Consider the following 25,706-nt stretch of genomic DNA (forward strand, 5'->3'; position numbering starts at 1 on the left):
CCTCATCCGGCGCTTCGCGCCACCTTCTCCCACAACAAGGGGAGAAGGGAAAGCAGCGAGGTCCCTTACGAAAAATCCGTCCAGCTCAGATGCCGTGCATCGAGGTCGCCGAGCGAAATCGTTTCGCGGATCTCCTGCGGGGTATGGAAATGGCCGCGCAGATACACCAGCGGAGCGGCCGTCGCCGCATGCGACACGCCGCGCACCTCGCCGACGAAGATCGAATGCGTCCTGGTCTCGAATTCCTGCGCCAGCACGCAGTCGAACGCGGCGACCGCATCAATCAGCACCGGCGCGCCGGTCGCTCCGCGCTTCCATTCGCCGAAGGCGAAACGATCATCACCATTGACGCCCTTTTGACCGCTGAAGGTCAGCGCCAGCAGCGCGTGCCCCTCGTGCAGGAAGTTGATCGCGAAGGCGCCTTCCTCGCGGATGCGGGTATGCGCGCTGGCATTACGGTTGACGCTGACGATCAGGGAGGGCGGTGAGTCCGACAGCGAGCAGGCCGAGGTCACCGTCAGCCCCGTGCGCGTGCCGTGCTCGGCGCCCACCGTGACCAGCGCAACGGCGCCGGCGCATTGCCGCATCGCCTGCTTGAAGTCCGTTGCGTCGACGCTCACGCCGAAATCTCCGAAATTGAGGCGGGTGCGGCACGATCGCGCCGCAGCCGCTGCCGGTCAAGCCGCCTTCTTCGCGGAGCCGAGATGCGTCAGGCGCGGCATCACCTCGTTCTTGAGCAGCGAGAGCGAGTGGTGCCAGGCTTCAGCCTTGTGTTTGTAGTCGAAGCCGAACACCAGGAGCACGCCGAAGCCGCCGACCTCGTCGTAGATCTTCTCGATCTTCTCGGCCACGGTCGACGGCGAGCCGACGATCCAGTTCCGCTTGGCGCAATATTCGACGGTGACGTCGCTGTCGGGTACGTCGGGCGCGTGCTTCAGATAATCCTTGAAGCCGAAATGGCCGAGCAGCGGCAGAAAGTACTCGTGCATCATCCGGCCCATCATGTCGCCGGTCGAGAGCTTCCAGGCTTCCTCATCGGTATCCGCGACGAACACCTCGCGCACCAGCCGCCAGTCCTGCCGGTTCGGCTTGCGACCGGTTTTGGCCGCGCCGATCTCGACCGAGTCCCAATGGCTGCCGACATAAGCCGGATTGAGGTTGAGGCTCATCGGAATGAAGCCGCGCTCGCCGGCAAGCTTCAGCGTGTCCGAGTTCTTCGACAGGCCGGCGACGCCGATCGGCGGATGCGGCGCCTGCAACGGCATGATGTGCGGTTTCAGGAAGTCGAACATCGTGTCCGGCTTGGTCACCGTCCAGTACTTGCCCTTGTGGGTGAAGGGCGCCGGCTCCATCCATAGCTTCAGGATGATCTCCAGCGCCTCGCGGGTCATGTCGCGGTTCTGCCCGCTCATGCCGTCGACGTTGAACATGGCCCAGTCGCTCGGCAGACCTGAGGCGGCGACGCCGAAATTGAGCCGGCCCTCGGACATGTGGTCGAGCATCGCGACGCGGTTGGCGAGCTCGGCCGGGTGGTGATAGGGGAGCAGGAAGCCGCCCGGCCCGATGCGCAGCTTCTTGGTCTGCATCAGCGCCTGCGCGATTAGGAGATCCGGCGTGGGATTGGGTTCCCAGGGCGCGGTGTGATGCTCGCCGACCCAGGCCTCCTGGTAGCCGAGCTCGTCGAGCCAGCGCATGACCTGGAGGTCCCAGTCGTTCCCTTCCTTCAGGCCGCACTCCGGCGGATGCGAAGGCATCGTGAAATAGCCGATCTCCATGTGTTTCCTCATCTGATGTTGATGCGTCTTGTTGCGCGTTGATGGACTCCAGTGGCGAAGTATCAGCAAGCGGTGTGCCAGCGCACAGGAGACTTGAATCAGTGAAAAAAGGCTGGTTTGCCCGCGCAATAGCCGGTATCTCGACGCAGATCCGCAAGGCGCCGTCTCATTGTCGCGAGACGGCGTCTTGCCGGTGAGACGAGGATAGATTGACATGAACGAGCCCGCCTATGTCGCGGTGGACTGGGGCACCAGCAGCTTCCGGCTCTGGCTGATCGACCGTGCCGGTCTGGTCCTGGCCGAGCGCCGCAGCAGCGAGGGCATGCTCGTGGCGGCCAAGTCCGGGTTCGCCGCCGTGCTGCAATCACATCTTGCCGCGGTCGAGGCGCCCGATCATCTCCCGGTTCTCGTCTGCGGCATGGCGGGTGCGCGGCAAGGCTGGGTCGAGGCTGGCTATGTCGACACGCCGGCGCCGCTGCCTGCGATTTTGAAGCAGGCCGCGCGCGTGCCCGGCGAGGCCCGCGACATCCGGATCCTGCCGGGCATCGCGCAGCGCGACGCGAAGTCGCCGGACGTGATGCGAGGCGAAGAGACCCAATTGCTCGGCGCGCTTGGTCTCGACGCCGTAGGCGAAGCGCTGGTCTGCATGCCCGGCACCCATTCCAAATGGGTGCGGGTGAAGGACGGCGCGGTCGCGCATTTTTCCACCTTCATGAGCGGCGAGCTCTTCAGCGTGGTCTCGCGCGAGACGATCCTGTCGCTCGCGGTCGCCGGTGCCGATGACGCCGAGGATGTCGCGAGCTTCAAGGCGGCCGTGACGGCCGCGTTCGAGGCGCCGGCCTTCGCCGCCAATCTCCTGTTCGGCGCGCGGTCGCGGCAGCTCCTGTTCGGCGGCACGCCGGCGGCGGCGCGCGAAACCCTTTCGGGCACGTTGATCGGCGTTGAGCTGGCGGCAGGTCTCTCCGGCACTGTTCCGAAAACGGGAATTACGCTGATTGCCTCGGGACGGCTTGCGATGCTGTATCGCCTGGCTTTCGATGCGCTGTCGGTGTCCGTTGCGCCGGTCGATGCGGACGAGGCGGTCCGCCGCGGCTTGTCGATGGCGGCCGCCGCGATCTGGACGAAGTAGAAGGAATCTTGAGATGAGCGTTCCCTTTCCGCCGATGAAGCGACCGCTGGTCGCGATCCTGCGCGGCGTGAAGCCCGAGGAGACCGAGGCCATCGTCGGCGTGCTGATCGAGGCCGGCATGACCGCGATCGAAATTCCCCTGAACTCGCCGGATCCGTTCCGCTCCATTGCGCTTGCTGTGAAGCTCGCGCCTGCCGGTGTGCTGATCGGCGCGGGCACGGTGTTGACGCCCGAAAATGTCGACCGCCTCCATGACGTCGGCGGCAAGCTGATGGTCTCGCCGAATGTCGACACGGAGGTGCTGGCGCGCGCGCATCAGCACGGCATGGTGACGATGCCCGGCGTGTTCTCGCCGACCGAAGCGCTGCTCGCGGCGCGGTCGGGCGCATCGAGCCTGAAATTCTTTCCCGCGAGTGTGCTCGGCGCATCCGGCATTGCCGCGATCCGCGCCGTGCTTCCGGCCGGCGTCATGATCGCCGCCGTCGGCGGCGTCTCCGACCAGAATTTTGCCGAGTATATCAAAGGTGGCGTGACGGCATTCGGGCTCGGCAGCAGTCTCTACAAGCCCGGCATGACCGCCGCCGACGTCGTGGCGCGCGCCAAGGCGACGGTCGCTGCCTATGATCGGGCGATTTTGTAAGACTGAGCCGGCAATAAACCAGCCGTGATCCCGTCACAGCCGCTTTGTATCCTATCTTGCTGCATCAGCGAGATCAGGAGACCGATATGGCGATCAACAATGTGGCCGATCTGTTCGTGGCAACGCTCGAGCAGGCGGGCGTCAAGCGGATCTACGGTATCGTCGGCGACAGCCTGAACGGTCTCACCGAAGCGCTGCGGCGCCGCGGCACCATCGAATGGGTGCATGTCCGGCACGAGGAGGTTGCGGCGTTCGCCGCCGCCGGCGAAGCGGCGATGACCGGAAGCCTCGCGGTGTGCGCGGGATCCTGCGGGCCTGGCAATCTGCATCTCATCAACGGATTGTTCGACGCGCATCGCAGCCGCTTTCCTGTGCTCGCAATCGCAGCGCAGATTCCGTCGGCCGAGATTGGCGGCGGCTATTTCCAGGAGACCCACCCGCAAAATCTCTTCCGCGAGTGCAGTCATTATTGCGAGCTGATCTCGGATGCGAGCCAGCTTCCTTACGTGCTTGAGAACGCCATCCGCGCGGCGGTGGGCTTGCGCGGCGTCGCCGTCGTCGCCATGCCCGGTGACGTCGCCTTCCGCGCGCCGCCGAAGCGTGCGCTCTCGGCAACGCGCACACTCGCGCTGTCCGCGCCGAAGATCGTGCCGGAGGCGGGTGAACTGAAGGCGCTCGCAGACCTCCTGAACGGCGCCGAGCGCGTTACGCTGTTCTGCGGCCGCGGCTGCGCCGGCGCGCATGAGCCGCTGATGCAGCTCGCGGAGACCCTGAAAAGCCCGATCGTACATGCGCTCGGCGGCAAGGAGCATGTTGAGTACGAGAATCCCTACGACGTCGGCATGACCGGCTTCATCGGCTACTCCTCGGGTTACGCGGCCATGCATGCCTGCGATGCCCTCGTGATGCTCGGCACCGATTTTCCCTACAAGCAGTTCTTCCCGACCGACTGCCAGGTCGCGCAGGTCGATATCAGGCCGGAAAACCTCGGCCGGCGCTGCAAGCTCGATCTCGGCCTTGTCGGCGACGTCAGGCTGACCATCGAGGCGCTGCTGCCGTTGTTGAAGACCAAGACGCAGCGCAGACATCTCGACGATGCGATCGCGCACTACAAGAAAGCGCGCGAAGGCCTCGACGCCCTCGCCAAGGGCACGCCGGGCAGCAAGCCGATCCATCCGCAATTTCTCGCCAAGGTCGTCAGCGACCATGCGACTGATGATGCGGTGTTCACTACCGACGTCGGCACGCCGACGGTGTGGGCCGCGCGCTATCTCAACATGAACGGCCGCCGCCGGCTGATCGGCTCCTTCACGCACGGCTCGATGGCCAACGCCATGCCGCAGGCGATCGGCGTGCAGGCCGCGCAGCCCGGCCGCCAGGTGATCTCGCTGTCGGGCGACGGCGGCTTCACCATGCTGATGGGCGATCTGATCACGCTGACGCAGATGAAGCTGCCGGTGAAGGTCGTCGTCTTCAACAACGGCGTGCTCGGCTTCGTCGCGCTGGAGATGAAGGCGGCCGGCTTCGTCGACACCAATGTCGACCTGGAGAACCCGGATTTCGCGGCAATGGCGCGGGCGATGGGCATCTTTGCCAAACGCGTGGAGGACCCCGGCGAGCTCCCCGGCGCGATGAAGGAGATGCTGGCGCACAATGGGCCGGCGCTGCTCGACGTCGTCACCGCCAAGCAGGAGCTGTCGATGCCGCCGACCATCACGCCCGAGCAGATCAAGGGTTTCAGCCTCTGGGTCCTGCGCGCCGTGATGAACGGCCGCGGCGACGAGGTCCTGGATCTAGCCAGGACCAACCTGCTGCCGCGCTAGCCCCGCTTGATCGAGGGCCAGGCGAACCGCTCGTGACGGCGCTGGAAACGCTGCCAGTGCAGGACGAGGCCGACCAGCAGCGCCGGCACGAAGCCGAGCACGATCAGGAAGTGCGGCAGCGGCATCGGCGAGATGAAGCCGATGGCGATGTCCGAGATCAGCCATAGCGCGGAGAACATCACCGCGAAATCCGTGCGCGGACAGCGCAGATAATAGAACACGGCGGTAATGACGATGGCAGGCCCGATCGCGATACCGATCATGACCGCCGTCAGCTCCTTCGGCGTCACCGCGTCGAGCACCATCGACGCCAGCAGCCAGAGGGCGGCGAACATAGCGACGATGTCGATCGGATGCCGCAATCCAATACCTCTCGCGGGGGAACGCGCTATCGTTGTGGCCCAAACCTTGGCCTTCAAGCCTACCTCAAGCCTTGGACGTCAAACCTTGGCCGTCAAGTAAAATACACCTATTCCTCGTCGTTCCCGGGCGTCGGCCGCAGCATGAAATGGCCGAAAGCAGTGGCGATAGGCTTGGCGGGATCGTCCTGCCAGGCCCGCGCCTCGAAGGCGACGATGCGCCGGCCCTGTTTCACGATCGAAACATTGGCAAAGCTGTCGAGCGCGCGGCCGGAGCGCAGGTAATTGATCGTGAGGCCGATCGGCTTGGGCAATGCAGCTATGCCGAGCTCGCGCGTCACGCCGACGATCGCGGTGGTCTCGAGGAAGGCGCCGGTCATGCCGCCATGGATCGCGGGGAGGATCGGGTTGCCGATGATCTTTGGCGAGAACGGCATCGTCAGCGTGCCGTCGTCGTTGACGCGGATGCCGAGGCATCGCGCGAATGGGCTGCTTGCGAACGGGCCCGCGGGATCGTCCGGCGCCTCCAGCGTGGGGATGGCGCGCGTATCCACCCTGCGGTCGGCGAGCATGTTGGTGCGGTTGGCGCCGATCATGAAGCAGGCGGTGGCGGTCGCGACCGGATCGTCCTCGGATTCCTGATAGGCCGTGGAGCGCACGAAGGCGATCGAGCGGGTGGTGCGATAGCAGACCGAATGCGCCTTGATGTCGAGGCCGGGCGTCGCCGGCTTCTGGTAGTCGATGCGCAGATCGAGGGTTGCGATCGCGCGCGTGCCGTCGAGCGCGAGCTGCACCGCCATGCCGCAGCTCTCGTCCAGCATCGCCGTGACGACCCCGCCATGCAGCACACCGGTCTCGGTGTCGCCGACGAAGACGGGACGATAGGGCAGGCTGGACCAGGCCTCACCGGGCGCAAATCGGTCGAGCTGGAGCCCGCTGATGTGGCCGTAGTCGGAGCGGCGACCTTTGATGGCCTCGGCAAGTTCCTCGAACGGCAACCCGATGGTCTGTGAAGTCGACATGGCGACGTTCTAGACCAGTGGCGCCCATCGTGCAAAACCTCGCAAAGCGCCCTAGCGGGGCAGGGCTGCCGGCCGGTTTGGCCTCGACATGGCCGAGCGAAGCGGCGATGGTGGCCCTCCGTTTGTCCACTGCCTGCAGGAGTACCCATGGCCGACCCCGAAACGTCCGTCACCAACCAGGGGCCCGTCACCATTTCGACCTCCAGCGCCGAACGCGCTCCGGTCATCTATTTCGACGGCGCGTCGTGCTTCGGCCATCACAACGGTGCAATCCAGATCGAGCTCGCCGCGAATCTCTTGATGCCGATCGGCGCTGCCGTCAGGGTTGACGTGGTGCAGACCGCGCATCTGCGTTGCAGTCCGGGCGCGGCGCTGGCGCTGCGTGAAGCGCTCGACAAGGCGCTCGCCATGCATCAGCAGGGTCAGCAGCACCCCCCCGAGACGATTCCGACCGTGAAGAACTGAAGCCGATCGCGCGATCGCAGATCGATGCGATCGCCGTGCCTCAGCCGACGTGCACCTTCGGCTTCTTGCCGCCGTTCCACTTGCCGTCGATGGCGCGCTCGATCTGCGCAGCGAGTTGCAGGAGCAGGCCGTCATTGGCCTGCTTGGCGATCGCCTGGATGCCGAGCGGCAGCCCGTGCTCGTGCGTGGCCATCGGCATCGAGATCGCGGGCATGCCACAGAGATTGGCCAGCGGCGTGAAGGCGAAATTGTGCCAAAGATTGCCGAACCAGTCGAGGACGTCCGGATTGTCGGATATGGTGAGATATTCTTTCGTGCCGACCTTCGGCGTCGGCAGCGCGGTGACCGGCGTCAGGATGACGTCCCATTGCTCGAAGAACGCGCCGAAACCGCGCGACGTCGTGTTGAACACCGCCTGCATCTTCGCCCGCTCGGCGAAGCTCGTGTGCCACCCGGCTTCCCAGATCCGGATGTTGACGGGCTCGACCAGATCCTCCGGCGGCCGCTCCAGCCCACGCGCGGCGAGCATATTGGAGATCACCACGGCAAAGTTGCTGATGTAGCAGGTGGTCTGCGCGTCGAAGGCAGCGCGGAAGTCGAGCTCCGGCAGCGCGTGGTCGACGTGGTGGCCGAGGCCTTCGAGGAAGCGGCCGGCTTTCTCCAGCTCGGCGGCGATGTGCGGCGTTGCGGTGTAGTCGCCCCAATGATGCGATAGCGCGATCCTCAGCTTGCCCGGATCGCGCTTGATCATCTCGCCGTAGGGCTGGGCGGTGGTCCAGAATGGCATGAATTCGCCGGGCGCCGGCCCGCGGGCATGGTCGACGAAGGCGGCGGTGTCGCGTACGGAGCGCGACTGGCAGCCCTGGATCGAGACGAGGCCACTGAGATCGGACAGATGCGGCGCGAGCGAGAACACGCCGCGCGAGACCTTCAGCCCGATATTGCCGTTGACGCCGGCGGGAATGCGGATCGAGCCGCCGCCGTCGGTCGCATGCGCGATCGGCACCACGCCGGCCGCGACCATCGCGGCACTGCCGGCCGAGGAGCCACAGGTGGTGTAGTCGGTGTCCCAGGGATTGCGCGTCACATAGACCGCCGGATTGTCCGCCGAGCTGCACACGCCGAACTCCGGCGTCGTGGTCCGTCCGATCAGATTGAGTCCCGCCTGGCGAAACTTGCCGGTCAGGAAGGTATCGGCCGCCGCGCGGTTGCCGCGCATCAAAAGTGAGCCCATCTCCTGAAGCCGGCCCTTCATGGTCGGGCCGAGATCCTTCATCAGGAAGGGCAGGCCGGCGAACGGCCCGGACAGATTGGCGCCGTCCTTGGCGGGCTCGGCTATGACGTCGTCGAACAGCTCGACCACGCCGGACAGCGCCGGATTGACCTTGGCAACGCCGGCCGCGGCCTGGCGCGCCAGTTCCTTGGGCGTCAGCTCACCGTTGCGGACGCGCGCCGCCAGCGCCACGCCATCGTGCTGCGCCCATTCACTCCAGCTCATCGGCAAAGTCATGCGATTCAATCCCTCTCGTGGCCACCTTCCTTTCGCAAGGAACCGCGCGAATCAACCGAGACGGCGCGAAGAGCAGGGTTGCGTCGAATGGAGAGGTCGATGGCTCCCAAAGTCTGGACCGGATCGCGGCGCAGTATGAAGGGGGGGCGCCATGATTGTGAACGCGGCGAAGCAATACGGAGTTTCACCATGGCGCGGCAGTCTGGATTGCTTCGTCGCTGCGCTCCTCGCAATGACCGTTTGACGTGGTCGCGCGCGATATCGCCCTGGCTTTCGCCGGGACGACAATGGGATAGAGTGTTCGCATCGTCAGCGGCCCGCCGTCACACCCCGCACGAATGTGGCGAGATCGCATCGGTTCAACAAAAAATGCTCTGTCGACTGTTCCGCACCGCACCTTGATGAATCAACCCCGGTTGGTTCATAAGCGGCGTCCCGCGACCGGTGGTTCGGTTCTGGTCGCGTGCTTGGAAGAGGGATTCTCGCGTGGCAAATATCAACCAGAAGATTGCGCAGGAGCTTGGGGTTCGGGCGGAGCAGGTCGAGGCGGCGGTGACGCTGCTCGACGGCGGCGCCACGGTTCCCTTCATCGCCCGCTACCGCAAGGAGGCGACCGGCGCGCTCGATGATACGCAACTGCGCACGCTGGAAGAACGCCTCGTCTACCTGCGCGAGCTCGAAGACCGCCGCAAGGCCATCCTCGAATCGGTCCGCGAGCAGGGCAAGCTCGATGCCGCACTCGAAGCCACGATCCTCGCCGCCGACAGCAAGGCGCGCCTGGAAGACATCTATCTGCCGTTCAAGCCGAAGCGCCGCACCAAGGCCGAGATCGCCAAGGAAGCCGGCCTCGAGCCGCTCGCCAATCAATTGATGGCCGAGCCCGGCAACGATCCGAAGGTCGTGGCAGAAGCGTTCGTCAACGCCGAGAAGGGCGTCGCCGATGCCGCCGCTGCGCTCGACGGCGCCCGCGCCATCCTTGTCGAACGCTTCGACGAGGACGCCGACCTGATCGGAAGCTTGCGCGAGGAGATGTGGACCAACGCGCGCATGGCCTCCAAGGTGCGCGAGGGCAAGAAGACCGAGGGCGAAAAGTTCGCCGATTATTTCGAGTTCTCCGAGCCGCTGACGAAACTGCCGTCGCACCGCATCCTCGCGATGTTCCGCGGCGAGAAGGAGGAGATTCTCGATCTCCAGATTCAGGCCGAAGCCGAAGCGCCGCCGCCGGGCGTGCCGAGCGCCTATGAACTGAAGATCATGAAGCGGTTCGGCATTGCCGACCTCAAGCGCGCGGGCGACCGCTGGCTGATCGACACCGTGCGCTGGGCCTGGCGGACAAAGATCCAGGTGCATCTCAACATCGATCTGCGCATGCGGCTGTGGAACGCGGCCGAGACCGAGGCCGTGCGCGTGTTCGCCTCGAACCTGCGCGACCTCCTGCTGGCCGCGCCGGCCGGCACCCGCGTCACCATGGGGCTCGATCCCGGCTACCGCACCGGCGTGAAAGTCGCCGTCATCGACGCGACCGGCAAGGTGGTCGATACCACCGCGATCTATCCGCACGAGCCGCAGCGGCAATGGAACGAGTCGCTCGCGATCCTCGGCAGGCTCGCGCTGAAGCATCGCGTCGAGCTGATCGCGATCGGCAACGGCACCGCCTCGCGCGAGACCGACAAGCTCGCGACCGATCTGGTGAAGGGCCTTGCCGAGCTGAAGATGACCAAGATCGTGGTGTCGGAAGCCGGCGCGTCGGTCTATTCGGCCTCCGCCTTTGCCTCGCAGGAGCTGCCCGGGCTGGACGTCACCCTGCGCGGTGCGGTCTCGATCGCCCGCCGCCTGCAGGATCCGCTCGCCGAGCTCGTCAAGATCGAGCCCAAGGCGATCGGCGTCGGGCAGTACCAGCACGATCTCGGCCAGGCCAAGCTCGCCAAGTCGCTCGATGCCGTGGTCGAAGACTGCGTGAACGCGGTCGGCGTCGACGTCAATACCGCCTCGGCGCCGTTGCTCGCGCGGGTGTCGGGCGTGGGCGCCGGGCTGGCACAGAGCATCGTGCAGCATCGCGACGCCAACGGCCCGTTCAAGTCGCGCAAGGCGCTGAAGGAGGTGCCGCGGCTCGGGCCGAAGGCGTTCGAGCAGTGTGCGGGCTTCCTGCGCGTCCTCGGCGGCGAGGACCCGCTCGATGCGTCCGGCGTGCATCCGGAGGCCTATCCGGTGGTGCGGCGGATCCTCGCGGCGACCAAGAGCGATATCAAGGCGCTGATCGGCAACAGCGATGTCATGCGTACGCTGAAGCCGAAGGATTATGTCGACGAGACCTTCGGTCTGCCGACCGTCACCGACATCCTGCGCGAACTGGAAAAGCCGGGCCGCGACCCGCGCCCGGCGTTCAAGGCGGCGGTGTTCAAGGAAGGCGTCGAGGAGATCAAGGATCTCCAGAAGGGCATGATCCTCGAGGGCACGGTGACCAACGTCGCCGCCTTCGGCGCCTTTGTCGACATTGGCGTGCACCAGGACGGCCTCGTGCACATCTCGGCCATGTCAAAGACCTTCATCAAGGACCCGCGCGAGGTGGTGAAGCCCGGCGACATCGTCAAGGTGAAGGTTCTGGATTTCGAGGTTGCGCGCAAGCGCATCTCGCTGACCCTGCGTCTTGACGACGAGGTCGGCGCGAAGAAGGATGCCCCGGGCATGCAGCGCGACAATTCGCGCAACACTGGCCGCATGACCTCGTCGGCGCCGCGCAAGCAGGAATCCTCCGGTGGCGGCGCGCTCGCCGAGGCACTGCGCCGTGCGGCCGAGAAGAGCGGACGCGGCAAGCCGGCGTGAGGCGATCTTCAACCTCTCCCCGCGCTTCAGCGGGGAGAGGTCGGATCGCTTCAGCGATCCGGGTGAGGGGCAAGGCAGTCCTCGAGCCACATCAATAATCTCTCCGACTCGTACACGATTGCGTGTCGCGAGAGTATTCTGCCTCCAATTCAAAATCGCGATTGCGGAAGCAGCCCCTCACCCCACCCTCTCCCCGTAAGAACGGGGAGAGGGTGTGAGGGAGCGCGCGTTCCTGACTTTGGCGTCAGAATCTGGCGCATTTGTAAGTTGATGGGGACAGCGCATTCGCTTCTCCTGATCCCCCTCGTGCAGCGAGACGACCGCTGCACCGTAAGGAGGATTATCCGATGAACAACAGGCTTCTCACAGGGCTCGTCGCAGCGGCACTTGCTGCGACGCTGGCGGTCGCGTCGCCCGTTCTCGCGCGCGGTGGTGGCGGCGGTGGCGGACATGGCGGAGGCGGCTTTGGCGGAGGCGGCTTTGGCGGCGGCGGCCATGGCGGGTTCGGAGGCGGGCATTTCGGCGGTGGCGGTATGCATGTCGGCGGTATGGGTGGCGGCATGCATGTCGGCGGCATGGGTGGAGCTCATTTCGGTGGCGCCCGCTTCGGCGGCGCGCCGATGGCGCGTGCGGCCTTTGCGCCGCGCTTCGCAGGTTCGCCGATGGCTGCCCACGCCATGATCGGGCCGCGCTTTGCCGGTGCACCTTTCGCGACCCGTGCCGCCTTCGGGCCGCGGTTTGCGGGCGCGGGCTGGCGCGGTCGGCCCTTCGTTGGCCGCCACGCCTTCTTCTTCCGGCATCATCGCTTCCACCGGTTCGCCTTCTTCGGCGCGCCCTTCGTCTACGCCAACTATTACGACGACGGCTGCTGGCAAAGGAGCTGGACGGCCTATGGCTGGCAATGGGTCAATGTGTGCGGATACAATTGGTACTAGCATTGCCGTACCGCACCATTGTCGCGATCGCCACCGGGCGGTTCCGCTCAGCCCCGGAACGGGATAGTCTGGTGGCGACCGTCGCGCGGAGTTCGTCATGACCGGAGGTCACCGTCGCATCCTGGTCGTCGAGGACGACCCGGAAACCGCAGGCCAGCTCGCCGAGGAGCTGACGACCTCGGGCTATGAGGTCGATCTTGCGGCGACCGGGCGCGAGGCCCTGAGCCACGGCGTCGCGCGCGACTATGCCGTGATCACCATCGACCGCATGCTGCCCGACATCGACGGCATCGCCGTGATGCGGCAATTGCGCGACGACGGCATTGCCGCACCCTTCCTGATCATCTCCGCGCTCGGCGAGGTCGACGACCGCGTGCGGGGCCTGCGTGCCGGCGGCGACGACTATCTGGTCAAGCCTTTCTCCTTCGTCGAACTGCTGGCGAGGCTCGAGGCGCTCGGCCGCCGCAGCGAGACCATCGCCAAGGAAACGATCTTGCGGGTCGGCGACCTCGCCATCGATCTGATCGCGCGCAGCGCCAGCCGACGCGGCCGCAAGATCCCGCTACTGCCGCGCGAGTTCCAGCTGCTCGAATATCTTGTCCGCAACGAGGGCCGCGTCGTCTCCCGCGCGATGCTGCTGCAGCATGTCTGGGACCTCCACTTCGATCCTTCCACCAACATCATCGACGTCTATGTCGGCCGCGTCCGCCGCAAGGTCGACGACAGCCAGGCCTATCCGCTGATCCACACCATCCGCGGCATCGGATATTGCCTCCGTGCTCCTGGCTAACACGTTACGCTCTTCGACGTTCAGACTGGCGCTGATCGCGATCGCCGCGTTCGGACTGATCGTCGCGGCGATCATGGCCTATGTCTATTTCGGGACGCTTGGCTATGTGCGGAGCAGGCTCGGCGACGTCGGCGATCACGACGGCTTCACGAGGATGATCGAGCTCGCGATGGTGGCGGTCGCCGTGCTGCTCCTGGCGCTGGCCGGGCTCGCCGCCGTGCTGGTGACGCGGCGTACCGTCGGGCGGATCGAGGAGATCAATGCGACGAGCCGTGCCATCATGCTCGCCGGCCTCGACCGGCGCATCCCCCTGCGCGGCAGTCATGACGAATGGGACCGCGTTGCGGAAAACCTCAACCTGATGCTCGATCGCATCGAGACGCTGATGGGTGAGGTCAAGCAGGTCAGCGACAACGTCGCCCACGATCTGCGCACGCCGCTCACGCGCATGCGCGGCCGGCTGGAAAAGGCCTATCACACCCCGCGCAACAGCGAGGCCGACGCGACGCTGATCGGTCACACCATCGCCGATCTCGATGCCGTGCTCGGCATGTTCGCCTCGATCACGCGTATATCCGAGATCGAGACCCGCGCCCGCCGCAGCGCCTTTCGCGCGCTCAACCTCGCCGAGATCGCCGGCGAGGTCGTCGAGCTCTACGACGCTGCAGCCGAACAGGTCGCGACCCGTCTGAGCCTGAACGGAGAGCGCGAGGTGCCGGTGACCGGCGATCGCGACCTCCTGTTCGACGCTATCGCCAATCTCGTCGACAACGCGATCAAGCATGGCCGCGCGGGCGGGCAGGTGACCGTGACCTGCCAGCGCGCCGATGGCGGCGCGGTGATTGCGATCACCGATGACGGACCCGGCATTCCCGTGGAGCAGCGCGATCACGTGTTCAAACGCTTCTACCGGCTCGAGCAGAGCCGCTACACGCCGGGCAACGGCCTCGGCCTGAGCCTCGTTGCCGCGATCACGCGCCTGCACAGCGCAGAGATCGCGCTGCGCGACAACGCACCCGGGCTGACGATCGAGCTTCGATTTCCTGCGCTCTCGCCGCAATAGCTCCGGATGGGCCTACAAATTGATCACGCCGCGGCGCGCCGCATGCGCGACGGCGTCGGTGCGGCCGGTGGCGTCGAGCTTGTCGAGCAGCGAGCCGACATGGAATTTCACCGTGTGAACGGAGATCCCGAGCTGACGCGCGATCATCTTGTTGGAAGCGCCCTCGGCCATCAGCGCGAGCACGTCGAGCTCGCGCTGCGTCAGCGCGAAGTCGCCGGCCAGGCCGCGCGCGGCTTGCGCGACGACGGTCGCGGTGGCCTGCTCTCCGGGGGCGGCGAGCCGCAGCCCCGCGACGCCGCCGAGCAGTGCGGCGATGCGATCGGCGAGGGCGGGATCGTCGATCTCAAGCGCGAGCACGATCTCGGGGGCGATGTCCTCGCTCACGCCTCGGGCCTCTCGCCGATCGTGACCTTGAAGCTGACCGGCTCGCCGCCGCGGCGCACCGCGACATCGACCACCGAACCGACGCTCGCCGGCCCCAGCGTCCGCGACAGTGCACGCACGCTGGACAGCTTCTGGTCGTTGACGGCCACGATCACGTCGCCCTGGCGAATGCCGGCTGCCGCGGAAGGCCCGGCCTTGTCGACATTCATCACCATCGCGCCGATGCCGTCGTCGAGCCGCACCGGCTGGAGCCCCAGGCCGAGATAGCCGCGGGCGATGCGGCCGCGCGTCTCGAGTTGCGCGGCGACGCGCTCGATCGTCGCGGTCGGGATCACCAGCACGCGTCGCGGGCCGAGCACGGCCATGCCGAACGCCTCGCCGGCCGCATTGAGCGCAAGCCCGCCTTCCTGGCCGGGGCGCAGGCGAACATCGAGCTCGATCCGCGCGTCGATGTCGCCGCCGCGCAGGCTGCGCCAGCTCTGGCCTGCGGCCGACACCACGCCGAGACCCGCCGAAGGCGCACCGCGGTCGGTCGCGACCACGATCGAGAGCGCGCCGAGCGCCGGGACGGTGGCGGCGAGCTTGACCGGTGCGATGTCGGTATTGGCGCGAAGTAGCGCGATATCGGTCGTATGGTCGCGGCCGACGATGGTCGCGGCCACCGCGTTGCCGTCGGCCAGCCTGATTTCGACCTCGCCCTCGTCGGCGAGTGCCTCATCGGCGGTAATGATGAGGCCGGGTTTCCAGACGAAGCCGGACGCGCGAGAACGATGCGAATGCACGGCGACGAGGGAAGGCGCGGTGCGCGCCACGACATCCGCGAGCGCGGACGATAGCGCGGAAAGGGGGGCGAGGTCGGTCATGGACGACTCCTGTCTGTTGTCCCCAATCTGGGATGTCGCGGCCGATCTGGAAACTGGCCGGATGGCCAGGACTTCCGTGACCGCCCACCGTATTGTCCCGGCCGACGCAGTTGTGATTGGGACCCGCTCACGGGACCGTGTAGCAATCCGCCCAGCATTGCGCCTTACGGCCCCAAGTTTATGGCGAGCCCAGACCCATGACCATCGATCTCACCCGCCGAACCCTGCTGCAACTCGCCGGCGCAACCTCGCTTGCAGCCGCCGCTGCGGCCGCGGCGCGGGCCGAGGGCACTCCGCAAGGCGGCGAGCCGACCTATGCCAGCCGCACGCCGATGCGCGTGGGCATGGTGACACTGCGGGTGAAGAATCTCGATGTGGTCGCGGATTATTACCGCGACGTGCTCGGGCTCACCGTGATGGAGCGCTCGGCGACATCGGCGAAGCTCGGCACGGGCGGGATCGCGCTGCTGGTGCTGGAGGCCCGTCCCGAGGCCGCGACCGAGCCGCGCAATGCGGCGGGTCTCTACCACACCGCCTTCCTGATGCCGACGCGCAAGGATCTGGCGCGCTGGCTAGTGCATGCCGCCTCGCATCGTGTGCAGCTGTCGGGCTTTGCCGATCATCTCGTCAGCGAGTCCGTCTATCTCGACGATCCCGAAGGCAACGGCATCGAGGTCTATGCGGACCGCGATCCCTCGCAATGGCAGTGGAGCGAGGGCAGCGTGAAGATGGCGACCGACGAGCTCAACATCCCTGATCTCCTGTCGCTGACCAATCCGCGCGTCAGCGACTATCCGAAGGCGCCGGATGGCCTGCGCATCGGCCACATGCATTTGCGCGTCGGCGATCTCGCGCAGGCCGAGAGCTTCTATCACGGCACGGTTGGGCTCGACCCGACCCGCCGCCGCAACGGCGCTTCGTTCCTGTCGTCGGGCCGCTATCACCACCATCTCGGCATGAACGTCTGGCAGAGCCAGGGCGCCGGCCGTCGCGACGACAGCACGACGGGCCTCGCCTGGTTCTCGCTGGTGACGGAGAAGCAGGAGCTGCTCGCTGCGCAGGAGGAGCGCCTGCGCAAGGGCGGTGCGCAGGTCACGGCGCTTGCGAATGGCGTGGAGGCCGTCGATCCCTGGGGTACGCGGGTGCGGCTGATCAAGGTTTGATCGAAGGCTCGGGCATTGCTAATACCCGGAGAGCGCAACTGATTTCCCGGGATACTCTCCGACATGCCCGACTTTCACGGCGTCTTCCCCTATCTCGTTTCGCCCGTCGATGCCGACGGTGCGGTGCGCACGAACGTGCTCGGCAGGCTCTGCGACGATCTGATCGGCGCCGGCGTGCACGGGCTGACGCCGCTGGGCTCGACCGGCGAGTTCGCCTATCTCAATGCCGCGCAGCGCGCGACGGTTGTGCAAACCACGATCGAGGCCGCGAAGGGCCGCGTGCCCGTGGTGGCCGGCGTTGCCTCGACCTCGATCGCGGATGCGGTCGCGCAGGCGAAGGCCTATCAGAAGTTCGGTGCCGACGGCATTCTGGCGATCCTGGAGGCTTATTTTCCACTCTCCGACGCCCAGGTCGAATCCTACTTCCGCAGCATCGCTGATGCCGTCGATATTCCCGTGGTCATCTACACCAATCCGCAATTCCAGCGTTCCGATCTGACGCTCGACGTCATCGCGCGTCTCGCCGAGCATCCGCGCATCGGCTACATCAAGGATGCCTCGACCAACACCGGACGGCTGCTCTCGATCATGAACCGCTGCGGCGATGCCTTGCGCGTGTTCTCGGCCTCGGCGCACATTCCGGCGGCCGTGATGCTGATCGGTGGCCTCGGCTGGATGGCAGGGCCGGCCTGCATCATCCCGCGCCAGAGCGTCGCGCTCTACGACCTCTGCAAGAAGGGCCGCTGGGACGAGGCCATGGCGCTGCAGCGAAGGCTGTGGCGGATCAACGAAGCCTTCGCCCGCTTCAACCTCGCCGCCTGCATCAAGGCAGGGCTTGCGATCCAGGGCTATGACGTCGGCGACCCCATTCCGCCGCAGGCCGCGCTTGACGCCGAGCAGCGCAAGGTTGTGGAAGGGGCGCTGCGGGAGCTGGCGTAGTCGTCATTCCGGGGCGCGCGAAGCGCGAGCCCGGAATCCATTTAGCGGCAGATTCTGATGGATTCCGGGCTCGATGCCGCGCATCGCCCCGGCATGGCAAACGCGGGGCGACATGACGAAATTGGGGATATCCCGCCCAAAACCGCGGCTGGCCTGCCCCGGATCGATCCGCTAAAAGGCCCCCGCAGTTTCGATAAGATCCAAGGGACCTTTGGAATGAACATTCTTCCCGGCAGTTTGCGTTTCGGAGCGGGGCAGCCCGTCAAGCGTTTGGAAGACCAGCGGCTGCTCACCGGGAAGGGGCAGTTCATCGACGACAAGCCGGAGGACGGCGCGCTGTGGCTGCATGTACTGCGCTCACCGCATGCCCACGCGAAGATCGTCTCGATCGACACCAGCGCGGCCGCCGCGATGCCCGGCGTCACGGCCATCTATACCGGCGCCGACCTCGTCAAGGACGACATCGGCAGCATCCCGACCCTCAACATATTCAAGCGCCCCGACGGCAAGCCGATGACGGTGCCGCCGCGCCGCCTGCTCGCCCATGAGGTCGTGCGCTACGCCGGTGAGGCGGTGGCGGCGGTGGTGGCCTCCTCGCGCGTCGCTGCGCAGAGCGCGGCGGAGGCGATCGTCGTCGAGTACGACATACAGCCCGCGGTGGTCGACCCTGTCGAGGCCGTGAAGCCCGGCGCGCCTGTGGTGTGGCCCGAGGCGCCCGACAACATCGTCGGCGCCATGAGCTATGGCGATGCCGCCAAGGTCGATGAAGCCTTCGCCAAGGCCGCACATACGGTCGAGCTCGACATCGTCAGCCAGCGCCTCGTGCCCTCCGCCATGGAGCCGCGCTCGACCATTGCCGAGATCGACAAGAAGTCCGGCCGCCTCCTTCTGCACGTGCAGTCGCAGACGCCGGCCTCGACCCGTGATCTTCTGGCAGAAGCGATCCTCAAGCGTCCCAAGGACAGTGTCCGCGTGCTGGTCGGCGACATCGGCGGCGGTTTTGGCCAGAAGACCAGCCTTTATCCGGAGGACGGCATCGTCGCCTACGCCGCGACCAAGCTGAACAAGAAGATCCGCTGGCGCGGCGACCGCACCGACGAGTTTGTCAGCGGCACCCACGGCCGCGATCTCACCTCGACCGCCTCCTTCGCGCTGGACGAGAAGGGGCGCGTGCTCGCCTATCGCGTCAGGTCGATCGGCTGCACCGGCGCCTATTCCTCGGGCACGGGCAATATCATTCCGCTGGTGCTCGGGCCGTTCGTGCAGACCGGCGTCTATGACCTGCCGTTGGTGCATTTCGAGGTGAAGACGGTGATGACCCACACCGCACCGGTCGGCGCCTATCGCGGCGCGGGCCGTCCCGAGGCCGTGTTCATCGTCGAGCGTCTGTTCGACGCCGCCGCGCGAAAGATCGGCATGGATCCGCGCGCGATCCGCAAAGCGAACTACATCAAGCCGGCGCAGCTGCCCTACACGAACGCGGCCGGCCAGGTCTACGATTCCGGCGCTTTCGCACACATGCTCGACCGCGCCACCAAGCTCGCCGACTGGGACGGCTTTGCCGCACGCAAAAAGGCGGCGAAGAAGAAGGGCCTGCTCTACGGTCGCGGGCTCACCTCCTACATCGAATGGACCGGCGGCCGCGCGCACACCGAAAAGGTCAGCCTGCATGCGACCTCGCAGGGCCGGGTCATCCTGCACTCCGGCACCATGGCGATGGGGCAGGGGCTTCAGACCACCTACACCCAGATGATCTCCGGCACGCTCGGCATTCCCATGGACAAGATCGACGTCGTCCAGGGCGACACTGATCTGGCGACGGGCTTTGGCAGCGTCGGCTCGCGCTCGCTGTTCGTCGGCGGCACCGCGGTCGCGGTCTCCTCCAACGACCTGATCCAGAAGGCGCGCGAGAAGGCGGCGAATGTGCTGGAGACCTCGGTCGAGGACATCGAATATCAGGGCGGCATGCTCACCGTCGTCGGCACCGACCGCCGCATCAGCCTGTTCGAGCTCGCCGAGAAAGAAGGCGGTGCCAAGCTCAGCGTCGATTCCGAAGGCGAGGTCGATGGTCCGAGCTGGCCGAACGGCACGCATATCTGCGAGGTCGAGATCGATCCCGAGACCGGCGTCTCCCGCGTCGTGCGCTACACCACGGTCGACGACGTCGGCGTCGCCGTGAACCCGATGCTGGTCTCGGGCCAGATCCACGGCGGTGTCGCGCAGGGCATCGGCCAGGCGCTGTATGAAGGCGTGTCCTATGATCCGGACGGCCAGCTTCTCACCGCGAGCTACCAGGACTACTGCATCCCGCGTGCCGACGACGTTCCGCCGATCGTGGTGACGCTCGATGATTCCGCGCCCTGCCGCACCAATCCGCTCGGCGCCAAGGGCTGCGGCGAATCCGGCGCGATCGGCGGCCCGCCCTGCGTCACCAACGGCGTGATGGACGCGCTCGCCGAGCTCGGTATCGCCCAGCTCAACACCCCGCTCACGCCGCAGAAGATCTGGCAGGCGATCAGGGACGCGAAGGCTGGTTAGCACTCCGCCGCCACCCCAAAGTCAGCTCGTCGTCCCGGCCTCCGCCCGGACGACGGCGGAGTATGTGGGCCAGCACGCCCTCAAATCCCCAGCATCATCTTCGCGATGATGTCGCGCTGGATCTCCGAGGTGCCGCCGAAGATCGTGTAGGCGCGGCCGTTGAGATATTCCGGCACGACGGTCAGCATGTCCTCGGGCGTCGCGGGCGTGTGGTTGAGCTTGTAGAGCGGGCGCATCGGCTCGACGGCGAGGGCATCGTGGCCGATGACGTCGGCGCCCAGCCGGGTCACGGCCTGCCGGATTTCGCTGTTGCGCAGCTTCAGGATTGACGACACCGCGCCGGGGTTTTGCCCGGTCTGGAGCGCGGACAGCACGCGCAGCTCCGTCATCTCGAGCGCATCGATGTCGACCTCGACCTCGGAGATGCGCATGGCGATGTCGGGGCTGTCGATCGCACGCCCCGTGAGATCGGACTCCGCGAGCTCCGCGATCGCCTTGAGCCCCTCGCGCAGCTTCGCCGAGGCAATGCCGGAGCCGCGCTCGAACTCGAGCAGATATTTGCCGTAGGTCCAGCCCTTGCCTTCCTCGCCGACGCGGTTGGCGACGGCCACCCGCACGTCGTCGAAGAACACCTGGTTGACCTCGTGGTCGCCGCCGATGGTGAGAATCGGGCGCGTGGTGATGCCTGGCGTCTTCATGTCGATCAGGATGAAGCTGATGCCGTCCTGTTGCCGCGGCCCGTCGCTGGTGCGGACCAGCGCAAACATGCGGTTGGCATGGTGCGCATGCGTGGTCCAGATCTTCGTGCCGTTGATGATGTAGTCGTCGCCGTCGCGTACCGCGCGCGTTTTCAGTGACGAGAGATCGGAGCCGGAGCCTGGCTCGGAATAGCCCTGGCACCAATAGTCCTCGCCGGAGAGGATGCGCGGAAGATAGAAGTTCTTCTGCGCGTCGCTGCCGAAGCCGATGATGACGGGCCCGACCATCTTCACGCCCATCACGTTGACGTTGGGCACGCCGGCGCGCGCGCATTCCGTCTCGAAAATCCAGCGCTGCGCCGGCGTCCAGTCCGGCCCGCCATGCTCCACCGGCCAGCCCGGTGCGCCCCAGCCTTGGCGGTGCAGTGCGCGCTGCCAGGCCATGCCGATATCGGGATCGGAGAAAACCGACGGCGTCAGCGCGGTCGCGCGCTTCATCTCGTCGCTGAGATTTTTCGCAATGAAGCCGCGCACCTCGTCCTGGAAGGCGCGCTCTTCAGCATTGAACGACAGGTCCATGATGCGCGTTCCCTAGTTTATCGGACGCCAGGCCGAAATGAAGAACAGAGCGACGGCCATCGCCACCCAAAGTACGGTTGCGACGATGGCGGGCCTCGTGTCTCTCCGGACCGCTTCTATCTCCGTCAACGATTCCTTCGACAGGAATCTCGCAAAATCCTCACAACGATAGAGCTGCGTCGCCAGACCCGGCGCTTGAAACTGGGTTGAGAACCAGTAGTAGCCGAGGTCTTTCACCCGATCTCCAAGCCGCCTGTACAAACCATAGACCTTCCAATGCCAATATGCAGCGGCCAAGATTGGGATTGGCAAGGAACAGAGGAGTAGGGTTGCAGCAAAAGGCATTTCAGTCGTCGACCAGCCCGTCGACTTGTCGTCTGCCGAGCATGGCGTGCCTGCGGTAGTGATGCGCGCTGCCGCCAAACAGCGTGTCGAAGGCGATGAGCCGCTTGAAATAGGCGCCGACCTCGAGCTCCTCGGTGACGCCCATGCCGCCGTGAAGCTGGATCGATTGCTCGCCGACGAAGCGCGCGCATTTGCCGATCTTCGCCTTTGCTCCCGAGGCGGCCCGCGCGCGCTCGACCGGCGCTGCATCGACCTTCAGCGCGGCGCGCAGAGCCATCGAACGTGCCTCGTCGACCTGCATCGCCATGTCGGCGAGGCGATGGCGGATCACCTGGTTGGCGGACAGCGGCCGGCCGAACTGCTTGCGGATCTTGGTGTACTCCAGCGTCGTTTCCAGCAGCGTCTGCATGATGCCGACGGCCTCCGCGCCGAGTGCGGCCATGGCGCGGTCAACCGCCCATTCGATCGCGGGCAGCGCGCCGTCGCCGTCGCCGAGCAGGGCATCCTCCGGCAGATGCAGATCGGACAGCGCGATGTTGCAGGCGCGCCCGCCGCCGAGGCGCGGATAGTCTGCGATCGCGAGGCTCGGCGTCCGCGCCGGCACCACAAACAGGCCGATCCGTCTCGATGGACCGCGATGATCATGGATATGCGCGGACACGATCATCTCGTCGGCGGCATGGCCGTCGAGCACCGCGATCTTGCTGCCGGCAAGGCGCCAGCCCTGCGCGGTCTTGTTCGCGATAGTCGTGACCCTGGCGAGATCGAACCGCGCCGCGCGTTCGGAATGCGCAAGGGCGAGCTTCAACGATCCGTCCGCGATCTTCGGTAGCCGCGCCCGCTTCTGCGCGGTGCTGCCGCATCTGTCGATCAGTGCAGCGCCCAGCACGACGGTCGCGACATAAGGCTCGGACACCAGCCCGCGGCCGAAGGCCTCCATCAAGATGCCGATCTCGACCGCGCCGCCGCCGAGCCCGCCAAACTCTTCCGCGATCGGCAGCGCCAGCCAGCCGAGCTCGGCAAACTGCTTCCAGACCACCGGGCTGAAGCCGAGCGGATCGTTCGCCATCTTGCGGCGATGGTCGGCATCATAGCTTTCGGTCACGAAGCGCTCTGCGCTCTCGCGCAGCAGCTTTTGTTCATCACTGAGATTGAGATCCATCGTCTCTACTCCGCGGCCGCCGGTGGCTTGCGCACCGAGGGATGCAGGCCGGATGGATCGACCACCATGCCGAACTCCTGAAGATTGTGAGCGTGGCAGAGCTGATGCAGCGCGAAGGCCTGGTCGATCGCGGCCGGCTGACCCATCACATCGATCGAGCGGTTGACGGCCTCCTTGGTCAGCTTTAGCGCGAATGACGGTCTTGTGGCGATGCTGCGCGCTAAGGCCAGCACGGCGGTCGACAATTCCGCGCGCGGCACGACCCGGTTGACCATGCCGAGCTGATGCGCCTCCTGCGCGCTCCAGCTGTCGGCCGTGAACAAGAATTCCTTGGCCTTGCGTGGACCGAGCTCCCAGGGATGCACGAACCATTCGACACCACAGACGCCCATGGTGACGACAGGGTCGCAGAACTGGGCATCGTCGCTGGCGACAATGAGGTCGCAGGCCCAGGCCAGCATCAGGCCGCCGGCGATGCATTTGCCGTGCACCTCGGCGATGGTCGGCTTGGCAAGGTTGCGCCAGCGCCGGGTGATCTGGAGATAGATTTCCTGCTCGCGCGCGAAGCGGCCATGGGCGCCAGCTTCAGCGAAGCCGCCCCAATTTCCGATCGGCGGAAAATCGACGCCTGCGGCATTCCTGCCACCCGGGCGCAGGTCATGACCGGAGGAGAAGTGCGGACCATTGCCGGCGAGGATGATCACCTTGACCGCATCGTCCTGCACCGCCGCATCGAAGGCGGCGTTGAGGTCGTAGGTCATTTGCAGGTTCTGCGCGTTACGCGCCTCGGGCCGGTTCATCACGATCCGGGTAATCGCCGGCTCCGGCCGCTCCACGAGGATGGTCTCGAACGAGGACATGGCGTTCCCCTGGCGCTTTTCGTCTTGTTGCTCCAAGTTGACTATGTCGCCCGGTGATAGGCAAGAGGCTTGCGTCAGTCGGCTGCTTTTCGCGCCATGGGTGCAAGACGTCTGGCGTCCCGCGTGCTCTATCTGATAGCTTGCCTGGATTCCACCGGGAGAAATTTGATGCGCAAGATTCTGACAGTGCTGGCGGCGCTGGCCTCGCTCAGCCTGACCAATTGCGGCTACAACGCGATCCAGAGCCAGGATGAGCAGATCAAGGCCAACTGGTCGGAGGTCGTGAATCAGTACCAGCGCCGCGCCGATCTCGTGCCCAATCTCGTCAACTCGGTGAAGGGCTTTGCCCAGCAGGAGAAGGACGTGCTGCTCGGGGTCACCAATGCGCGCGCCAAGGTCGGCAGCATCCAGGCGACGCCCGAGGTGCTCAACGATCCTGCAGCCTTCCAGAAATTCCAGGCTGCTCAGGGTGAGCTCTCCAGCGCGCTGTCTCGGCTGCTGGTCGTCACCGAGAATTACCCGCAGCTCAAATCGGACGCCCTGTTCAAGGACCTGATGTCGCAGCTCGAAGGTACCGAGAACCGCATCACGGTGGCGCGCAACCGTTACATCAAGGCGGTGCAGGACTACAACGTCACCATCCGCTCGTTCCCGACCAACTTCACGGCGATGGCGTTCGGCTACAAGGAGAAGCCGAACTTCTCGGTCGACAACGAGAAGGAGATCTCGACTGCGCCGAAGGTGGATTTCAATCCGGCACCGGCGCCGTCGAAGTAAACGCGTTCGATTTTGCGGATGCGCGTTATCCCACCCACCGGCGTCATTCCCCGCGAAAGCGGGGAATGCAGTACGCCGCGGCTTCTCCGTATCCTGCCGGCGTCTCTGGAATACTGGATCGCCCGGTCGAGCCGGGCGATGACAGCGAGATTGTTGCGCGCTTGTTCCGTCTTCTTGTCGCGGGGCATCCTTCTGCTTGCGCTGTTCCTCACCTTTACCTTCGCCGCCGCAGCCGACGTCGCCGTGCCGCAGCTCACGGGGCGCGTCGTCGACCAGACCGGTACGTTGTCGAGCGGCGCCATCGCTTCGCTCGACCAGAAGCTCAGGGATTTCGAGGCGAAGAAGGGTAGCCAGATTGCTGTCCTGATCGTGCCGACGACACAGCCGGAGACGATCGAGCAGTATTCGATCCGCGTTGCGGACGCCTGGAAGATCGGACGGAAGAAGGTCGACGACGGCGCGATCCTGCTGATCGCCAAGAACGACCGCCATTTGCGCATCGAGGTCGGCTACGGCCTCGAAGGCGCGCTAACCGACGTCAACTCGCGGCGGATCATCGACGAGGTCATCACGCCGAAGTTCAGGACGGGCGACTTCGCCGGCGGCATCTCTGACGGCGTCGATCGCATGATTCGCGCGATCGACGGTGAGCCGTTGCCGGCGCCCGCGCGCAGTACGAACTTCAGCAGCGATCTGAACGATTTCGGACCTGTCATTCCCTTCGCTTTGTTCGCTTCGTTGTTCGTCGGAGGAATCCTGCGCACGATGCTCGGGCGATTGCTCGGCTCGGTCGCGACCGGTGGCGTGCTCGCGGCGCTCGCCTGGTTCATGGTCGGCTCCGCCGGCATCGCGCTGGCCGTCGGCGTCATCGCCTTCATCCTCGCTTTCATCGCCGATCTCTTTCCGATGGCGACGGGGCCAGGCACGGGCTCGTCGCGCGGCGGCTCCTGGTCGAGCGGTTCGGGCGGCGGCTGGAGCAGCGGCTCCTCGTCGAGCGACAGCGGCAGCTTCAGCGGCGGGGGCGGCAGCTTTGGCGGCGGCGGCGCCTCGGGGAGCTGGTAGTC

The 25,706-nt window shown here is 65.9% G+C and carries 24 protein-coding genes; 13 read left to right on the forward strand and 11 right to left on the reverse strand.

Annotation, left to right across the window (positions count from 1 at the left end):
* Positions 1-65 precede the first annotated feature (65 nt).
* Both AXW67_RS13515 and AXW67_RS13520 read right to left on the reverse strand, forming a co-directional pair.
* The gene (locus tag AXW67_RS13515; RefSeq protein ID WP_063678280.1) at positions 66-620 is read right to left on the reverse strand and encodes a flavin reductase family protein; all 555 of its coding nucleotides are present in this window, start codon (positions 618-620) and stop codon (positions 66-68) included.
* Positions 621-677: 57 nt separating this feature from the next.
* A complete protein-coding gene (locus tag AXW67_RS13520; RefSeq protein ID WP_063678281.1) occupies positions 678-1,775 on the reverse strand; it encodes an LLM class flavin-dependent oxidoreductase in 1,098 nt (365 codons plus the stop codon).
* Positions 1,776-1,989: 214 nt separating this feature from the next.
* Between AXW67_RS13520 and AXW67_RS13525 the strand changes: the two genes are divergently transcribed.
* The 3 genes from AXW67_RS13525 to poxB all read left to right on the forward strand — a co-directional run bounded on the left by AXW67_RS13525 (position 1,990) and on the right by poxB (position 5,367).
* A complete protein-coding gene (locus AXW67_RS13525; protein WP_063678282.1) occupies positions 1,990-2,904 on the forward strand; it encodes a 2-dehydro-3-deoxygalactonokinase in 915 nt (304 codons plus the stop codon).
* Between the two features lie 13 nt (positions 2,905-2,917).
* Positions 2,918-3,544: a 2-dehydro-3-deoxy-6-phosphogalactonate aldolase gene (locus AXW67_RS13530; RefSeq protein ID WP_063678283.1), complete on the forward strand. Its 627-nt coding sequence runs from the start codon at positions 2,918-2,920 to the stop codon at positions 3,542-3,544.
* Between the two features lie 86 nt (positions 3,545-3,630).
* A complete protein-coding gene (poxB, locus tag AXW67_RS13535) occupies positions 3,631-5,367 on the forward strand; it encodes a ubiquinone-dependent pyruvate dehydrogenase (protein ID WP_063678284.1) in 1,737 nt (578 codons plus the stop codon).
* On the opposite strand, the gene AXW67_RS13540 is transcribed toward poxB, so the two are convergent.
* On the reverse strand, positions 5,364-5,729 hold the full coding sequence (locus AXW67_RS13540; protein ID WP_027555732.1) for a hypothetical protein: 366 nt from the start codon (positions 5,727-5,729) through the stop codon (positions 5,364-5,366). The two genes, poxB and AXW67_RS13540, sit on opposite strands and share 4 nt — an antisense overlap.
* Before the next feature lie 107 nt (positions 5,730-5,836).
* Positions 5,837-6,748, reverse strand: a complete 912-nt coding sequence (locus AXW67_RS13545; protein ID WP_063678285.1) for a PaaI family thioesterase — start codon at positions 6,746-6,748, stop codon at positions 5,837-5,839.
* A gap of 147 nt (positions 6,749-6,895) precedes the next feature.
* Between AXW67_RS13545 and AXW67_RS13550 the strand changes: the two genes are divergently transcribed.
* Positions 6,896-7,213, forward strand: a complete 318-nt coding sequence (locus AXW67_RS13550) for a hypothetical protein (protein ID WP_063678286.1) — start codon at positions 6,896-6,898, stop codon at positions 7,211-7,213.
* Between the two features lie 40 nt (positions 7,214-7,253).
* On the opposite strand, the gene AXW67_RS13555 is transcribed toward AXW67_RS13550, so the two are convergent.
* The gene (locus tag AXW67_RS13555) at positions 7,254-8,723 is read right to left on the reverse strand and encodes an amidase (protein ID WP_063678287.1); all 1,470 of its coding nucleotides are present in this window, start codon (positions 8,721-8,723) and stop codon (positions 7,254-7,256) included.
* 486 nt (positions 8,724-9,209) lie between these two features.
* Here AXW67_RS13555 and AXW67_RS13560 point away from each other — a divergent pair, with 486 nt between their 5' ends.
* The 4 genes from AXW67_RS13560 (at position 9,210) to AXW67_RS13575 (ending at position 14,334) form a co-directional block, all read left to right on the forward strand.
* Entirely contained in the window at positions 9,210-11,546 is a 2,337-nt protein-coding gene (locus tag AXW67_RS13560; RefSeq protein WP_027555728.1) for a Tex family protein, read from the forward strand.
* Between the two features lie 347 nt (positions 11,547-11,893).
* Positions 11,894-12,481, forward strand: a complete 588-nt coding sequence (locus AXW67_RS13565) for a hypothetical protein (protein ID WP_063678288.1) — start codon at positions 11,894-11,896, stop codon at positions 12,479-12,481.
* Positions 12,482-12,578: 97 nt separating this feature from the next.
* Complete coding sequence (locus AXW67_RS13570) at positions 12,579-13,271, forward strand: response regulator transcription factor (protein WP_027555726.1); 693 nt, start codon at positions 12,579-12,581, stop codon at positions 13,269-13,271.
* Positions 13,258-14,334: a sensor histidine kinase gene (locus AXW67_RS13575; protein ID WP_027555725.1), complete on the forward strand. Its 1,077-nt coding sequence runs from the start codon at positions 13,258-13,260 to the stop codon at positions 14,332-14,334. Before AXW67_RS13570 ends, AXW67_RS13575 begins: the two co-directional genes overlap by 14 nt.
* Positions 14,335-14,346: 12 nt before the next feature.
* On the opposite strand, the gene AXW67_RS13580 is transcribed toward AXW67_RS13575, so the two are convergent.
* Both AXW67_RS13580 and AXW67_RS13585 read right to left on the reverse strand, forming a co-directional pair.
* Positions 14,347-14,718 carry a response regulator transcription factor gene (locus AXW67_RS13580; RefSeq protein ID WP_063678289.1) on the reverse strand — a complete coding sequence of 124 codons (372 nt, stop codon included), beginning with the start codon at positions 14,716-14,718 and terminating at the stop codon, positions 14,347-14,349.
* A complete protein-coding gene (locus AXW67_RS13585; protein ID WP_063678290.1) occupies positions 14,715-15,581 on the reverse strand; it encodes a S1C family serine protease in 867 nt (288 codons plus the stop codon). The genes AXW67_RS13580 and AXW67_RS13585 overlap by 4 nt, the downstream gene beginning before the upstream one ends.
* Positions 15,582-15,778: 197 nt before the next feature.
* Here AXW67_RS13585 and AXW67_RS13590 point away from each other — a divergent pair, with 197 nt between their 5' ends.
* The 3 genes from AXW67_RS13590 to AXW67_RS13600 all read left to right on the forward strand — a co-directional run bounded on the left by AXW67_RS13590 (position 15,779) and on the right by AXW67_RS13600 (position 20,221).
* Entirely contained in the window at positions 15,779-16,744 is a 966-nt protein-coding gene (locus tag AXW67_RS13590) for a VOC family protein (RefSeq protein ID WP_063678291.1), read from the forward strand.
* A 63-nt stretch (positions 16,745-16,807) separates the two neighbouring features.
* Complete coding sequence (locus AXW67_RS13595) at positions 16,808-17,683, forward strand: dihydrodipicolinate synthase family protein (RefSeq protein WP_027555721.1); 876 nt, start codon at positions 16,808-16,810, stop codon at positions 17,681-17,683.
* 216 nt (positions 17,684-17,899) lie between these two features.
* A complete protein-coding gene (locus AXW67_RS13600; protein ID WP_063678292.1) occupies positions 17,900-20,221 on the forward strand; it encodes a xanthine dehydrogenase family protein molybdopterin-binding subunit in 2,322 nt (773 codons plus the stop codon).
* An 80-nt stretch (positions 20,222-20,301) separates the two neighbouring features.
* On the opposite strand, the gene AXW67_RS13605 is transcribed toward AXW67_RS13600, so the two are convergent.
* The 4 genes from AXW67_RS13605 to AXW67_RS13620 all read right to left on the reverse strand — a co-directional run bounded on the left by AXW67_RS13605 (position 20,302) and on the right by AXW67_RS13620 (position 23,865).
* Entirely contained in the window at positions 20,302-21,498 is a 1,197-nt protein-coding gene (locus AXW67_RS13605) for an acyl-CoA dehydrogenase family protein (RefSeq protein WP_063678293.1), read from the reverse strand.
* 12 nt (positions 21,499-21,510) lie between these two features.
* On the reverse strand, positions 21,511-21,735 hold the full coding sequence (locus tag AXW67_RS13610; RefSeq protein ID WP_145927590.1) for a hypothetical protein: 225 nt from the start codon (positions 21,733-21,735) through the stop codon (positions 21,511-21,513).
* Between the two features lie 109 nt (positions 21,736-21,844).
* A complete protein-coding gene (locus AXW67_RS13615; protein WP_063678295.1) occupies positions 21,845-23,005 on the reverse strand; it encodes an acyl-CoA dehydrogenase family protein in 1,161 nt (386 codons plus the stop codon).
* A 5-nt stretch (positions 23,006-23,010) separates the two neighbouring features.
* Positions 23,011-23,865, reverse strand: a complete 855-nt coding sequence (locus AXW67_RS13620) for an enoyl-CoA hydratase (protein ID WP_063678296.1) — start codon at positions 23,863-23,865, stop codon at positions 23,011-23,013.
* A gap of 168 nt (positions 23,866-24,033) precedes the next feature.
* On the opposite strand from AXW67_RS13620, the gene AXW67_RS13625 reads away from it, so the two are divergent.
* Both AXW67_RS13625 and AXW67_RS13630 read left to right on the forward strand, forming a co-directional pair.
* Entirely contained in the window at positions 24,034-24,642 is a 609-nt protein-coding gene (locus AXW67_RS13625) for a LemA family protein (protein ID WP_027555715.1), read from the forward strand.
* 138 nt (positions 24,643-24,780) lie between these two features.
* Positions 24,781-25,704: a TPM domain-containing protein gene (locus tag AXW67_RS13630; RefSeq protein WP_063678297.1), complete on the forward strand. Its 924-nt coding sequence runs from the start codon at positions 24,781-24,783 to the stop codon at positions 25,702-25,704.
* Positions 25,705-25,706: the final 2 nt, after the last annotated feature.

Origin of the sequence: Bradyrhizobium neotropicale, from assembly GCF_001641695.1 — a bacterium.
Lineage (GTDB): Bacteria > Pseudomonadota > Alphaproteobacteria > Rhizobiales > Xanthobacteraceae > Bradyrhizobium > Bradyrhizobium neotropicale.